Source organism: Asaia sp. SF2.1 (assembly GCF_000505765.1).
Classification (GTDB): domain Bacteria; phylum Pseudomonadota; class Alphaproteobacteria; order Acetobacterales; family Acetobacteraceae; genus Asaia; species Asaia bogorensis.
Genome location: NZ_AYXS01000012.1, coordinates 256,575 through 260,931 on the forward strand (window position 1 = coordinate 256,575; position 4,357 = coordinate 260,931).

The 4,357-nt window shown below is 60.1% G+C and carries 5 protein-coding genes; 3 read left to right on the top strand and 2 right to left on the bottom strand.

The annotated features are described in order from the left end of the window. Positions 1–560 (bottom strand): TonB-dependent receptor plug domain-containing protein (locus tag P792_RS38735; RefSeq protein WP_035439700.1); only part of this gene is annotated, 560 nt, incomplete at its 3' end. 426 nt (positions 561–986) lie between these two features. Here P792_RS38735 and P792_RS27535 point away from each other — a divergent pair. Further along, a complete protein-coding gene (locus P792_RS27535; RefSeq protein WP_051395865.1) occupies positions 987–2,087 on the top strand; it encodes an aromatic ring-hydroxylating dioxygenase subunit alpha in 1,101 nt (366 codons plus the stop codon). After that, the gene (locus P792_RS27540) at positions 2,084–3,046 is read left to right on the top strand and encodes a bifunctional GNAT family N-acetyltransferase/(deoxy)nucleoside triphosphate pyrophosphohydrolase (RefSeq protein ID WP_023978544.1); all 963 of its coding nucleotides are present in this window, start codon (positions 2,084–2,086) and stop codon (positions 3,044–3,046) included. The genes P792_RS27535 and P792_RS27540 overlap by 4 nt, the downstream gene beginning before the upstream one ends. Before the next feature lie 14 nt (positions 3,047–3,060). Here P792_RS27540 and P792_RS27545 read toward each other — a convergent pair whose 3' ends face one another. Then, positions 3,061–3,969, bottom strand: a complete 909-nt coding sequence (locus P792_RS27545; protein ID WP_023978545.1) for an SMP-30/gluconolactonase/LRE family protein — start codon at positions 3,967–3,969, stop codon at positions 3,061–3,063. Positions 3,970–4,100: 131 nt separating this feature from the next. On the opposite strand from P792_RS27545, the gene P792_RS38740 reads away from it, so the two are divergent. Beyond that, positions 4,101–4,357: molybdopterin-binding protein (locus P792_RS38740; protein ID WP_035439702.1), on the top strand; the 257-nt coding region annotated here is incomplete at its 3' end.

Below are 4,357 nucleotides of genomic sequence, written 5' to 3' on the forward strand. Positions count from 1 at the left end.
ATCGCGCCCGCCGGGATCATGTTCAGATCGACCGGGGTCGAACCCTGCTGCGGGCCCGCATCAGCATAGATATTGGCGGTCGTGTTACGGCGCTTGCCATCGACCAGCACCAGAACCTCGTTCGGGTTCAGGCCACGCATACGGATCGCCGAGGTCAGCGCACCGGCATCGGCACCGTTGGCCGTGACCGTGATGGAGGGATCAACGCGCGTGATGGCGTCTGCCAGGTTCAGCTGGCCCGAACGGCGCAGGGTGGCGGCGGAAACCACGGTGACAGGCACGGCACTGTCGCGAGCCTTGCGATTGAAGGCGTGGGTACCCGTCACGATGACAGACTCACCGCTATCGCCGCTCGCATCACGTGCCTTGCGGGTGCGGATCTTGGGAACGGAATGAAGGGGCTGATCCGAGCCGATTGACGTTCTGTGGTGAACGACGCCGCTCTTTTTTACCTTTGGCACGGTCTGCTCGGCAGGCTGCGTAGCCGCCTGAGCGTAGCTGAACCCGAATGGGAAGGAGAGAAGGGTCGCCGCCGCCAGTATTCTTCGCTTTGTAAACATCGTTCGAGCTGTCTCTCCATGGGATCGTGAACCAGGATCAGTCTAGGCAGCATCGAAAACTCGTTACAACGTCGAAATGGAAGTTTCTTTCGTTAGCGGATCGAATGAGACAAAAAAAACACAGTTTGTCGCAGATAGCCAGCACAAACCGGCCAGTTTCAGCAATTATCTGTCGCACTTCCTGCATTTCACGACCATAAGTTCCCCAGTGAACATTCGTGACGCAAAGGTGCTGTTCCCTCTGGCCGCAAGCCTGCTAAACTTCGCTCCTGCACAGGGTTGCAAGGATTTCAGAGCCACGCTCAGGGCCGCCAGCTTGTTGCCAGGCCTGGCCATGAGGCGGTCAAGACAGGGATACCGATGACGGAAAGCCTTATTAACGACACATCCGAAAACGCCAGATCTGGGCAGCGCTGTTCAGACGCCATGAGGCTGGGAAGCGACGTGGTTGATCTGCGCCGGGTCAAGTGTGATCCCGATTACTGGTACCCTGTCGCGTGGTCGCATGAGCTGCGCAAAGGCAAAACCATTGCGACACGTTTTGCCGGCCAGCCCATTGCGCTTGTGCGCCCGCAGGAAGGCACCGTGTTCGCTCTGGAGGATCGCTGTGCGCACAGGCAGGTACCGCTCAGCAAGGGACGTGTGGAGGGCGAGGCTGTCCAGTGCTGCTATCATGGATGGGCCTATGGCCGCTCGGGTCGCTGCATCGATGTGCCCTATCTGGGCAAGGGCAAACTCCCCAATGGCGTTCGCACCTATCCATGCCGTGAGGTCGAAGGGCTGATCTTCATCTTCCCCGGTGATCCAGCCAAGGCGGAAACGACCCCCTTCCCTCAGCTCGGCTCCGTTGCCGACCCAGCCTACAAGACCCGCCGTTTCGGCGAGCATGTGAACTGCCATTACAGCTTCATGCATGAGAACCTGATGGATATGAACCATCAGTTCATGCACTCGAAGCAGATGGGCAAGATGAAGCCCCGCTATCTTGGCGGTGCCGATGAGCCACGCATGGTCGAGGCGCGCTACAGCTTTGCCCGCGTGGGTGGAAAGCAGCCCTGGGGCGAGGCGCTGATCTTTGGAGAGCGTCGCGATGCCAGCGCGAAATTCGCGCATCGCGACGTCATGACCATCCGCACTGTCTATCCCTATCAGACACTGCACATCCGTACCGGCGACGAACCACCCGTGATGGATCTCTGGATCGTCTATGTGCCGCAGGACGCCGAGCATCTCACATGCCGCGTATTCGGCCTGCTCTCGATTCGACGTCCCAAGCTCAAGGGAGCGCTCGAGCTCGCCTGGCCGCTCCTTGTCGGGTTCACTAACAGGATCTTCGCCGAGGACCGCGAGATTGTGGAGCTTGAGCAGAAGGCGTGGCGTGAGCTTGGCGGTGATCGCAATCAGGAAGTCTTCCCGGTCATCAACGTCCTGCGCGACCTGTTGCGTCGTTCGGGCATTCAGCCGGAAACAAAGGCTCAGGATGCCGAGGCACTGACCGAACCGGATCGGGCTCAGGCCGCCGAATGAGTCTGACACTCGAGGTCTCGCCCTACCGTTTGCGCCCGCTTCAGCCGACCGATGGTGCCGCTGTGCACAATCTGGTCAATGACTGGAGCGTGGTACGCATGCTCAGCCATCTCCCTTTCCCCTACCCGCGGGAGCTGGCTGATCAATGGATTGCGAGCACTATCGAGCGTCAGGAAGCTGGCAAAGCCTGGCATTTCGCCATTTGCGACAATGACAGGCTTGTTGGCTGCATTGGCTTGTCGATGGATCGCCCAACCCAGACGGCAAGGATTGGCTACTGGGTGGGGCGGCCTTTCTGGCAGAAAGGCATTGCAAGCGCCTGCGTGCGACGCGTGGTCGAATGGGCGTTCGAGACACTTCCGGTCACGAAGATCATGGCAGATGTGGCGGAAGACAACGTGCCTTCGATCGCTCTGCTTGACCGCCTGGCCTTCGTGCGCTCAGGCACAACGCGTATTCCCTTCATTTCGCGCGGGTCGGAACCCTATCCGGTGCTTACCTACAGGCTGGATCGCACAACGGAGAAGGCAACGCCCGTGACGCAGGGTAGCGGACCGCGCGTTCTGCTGGTCGTCGCAGCCGTGCTGATCGATCGGGAGCAGCGCGTTCTTCTGGCCCGTCGGCCGCCCGGCAAACCGATGGCCGGATTGTGGGAATTCCCGGGTGGCAAGGTGGAGCCTCATGAATCGCCCGAACAGGCGCTGATTCGCGAACTGGATGAGGAACTGGGGGTCGATATCTCGTCGGGCTGTATCGCCCCTTTCACTTTCGTCTCCGAAAACATAGGGGGGCGGCATTTACTGATGCCGCTCTATCTCTGCACACGCTGGCGACGCCAGCCCGTCCCGCGTGAGGGACAGGAACTGGCCTGGGTGCCGGTGGATGAACTGGATCGCTTCCCCATGCCAGCGCCCGACCGTCCCCTGATTCCCCTTCTCAGGGAACTGCTGGCGGGTTGACCTGTAGGCAGCGTTCAGTCCGCCTTGACCAGGGCGATGCGATGCTGCGGCAATCCTGCCTTGTCGGCACGGAAAGTGAAGAGACTTCCCGAATGCGGATACCGGGCAAGGACCGCGTCGGAGAGGCCCTGACGTGCACTCGTGACATAGGCCGTCTTGCGATCATCACCACCAAACGCGACCTTGGTGACATTCATGGCAGGCACTGCAAAGGAGGCGCGTTCGACCCCATCGGGGGTGAAGCAACGCACATGAGCGCCATTCCAAGTCGAACACCAGATATTGCCTTCGCTGTCTGACACAACGCCGTCGGGATAGCCCTTGTCCTCAGGCAGGTTCACGAAGATGCGCTTGTTCGACAAGGCCCCATCCGGGGAAAGGTCGAAACGGTAGATCACGCCATTGGGGGTATCGCAAGCATAGAGGAGCTTGCCATCGGGCGAGACTGCGGGGCCATTGGCGACCGTATATCCCGTGTCGTGATGGCGCAGCGCAAACCCTTCTGCGGTATGATGGACCGAATAGAGAGAACCGCTCGGCGCTTCTTCCGAATCATCCATTGTGCCGAACCAGCCGCGCCCGTGCAGGTCCACGCAGCCATCATTCAGGCGGTTGCCGGGCTTGTCGGCCTCGACATCCAGTTCCTTCTCGAAGCTGCTGGCCTGAGGGTCGAACCGGTAGAGCCCGTCAGGCAGCCCTGCCAGAAAGGTACCGTCTTCCACTGGAAGCAGAAACGCGACCTTGCCGGGGGCGACCCAGTGATGGGCCTCGCCCAGCCCCGGTGTGAACCGATGGACCTTGCGACCGTTGATATCGACGAAATAGATGGCGTTTTCGCTGGAGATCCAGACCGGCCCCTCACCCAGATCGGCGCGGATGTCATAAGCGCATGATGCGCAGGGTTCGCTGTTCAGATCGCTCATTTCCTGTCTCCTGCGAAAAGGTCATAGTCAGGTTCATCAACTCGAAGTTGATCGACGTGTCGGGATTTAACGTCAGGATACCCTGTATGGTTGACGAAGTTATCATTCCCCGGCGATCAGAGGGAAACCCCATGCCACCCACCGCCTGTCTTCTCATCATCGGCAACGAAATCCTGTCTGGTCGCACGCAGGATGCCAATATCCGCTTCATTGCGAACGGCCTCGCCCGCTCGGGAATTGCGCTGGAAGAGGTTCGCGTCATTCCGGACAAGGCCAGGCGCATCGTCGACACGGTTGCGACCTGTCGCGCCATGTTCGACCATGTGTTTACCACGGGCGGCATCGGCCCGACCCATGACGACATAACCGCCGCCTGCGTCGCGGAGGC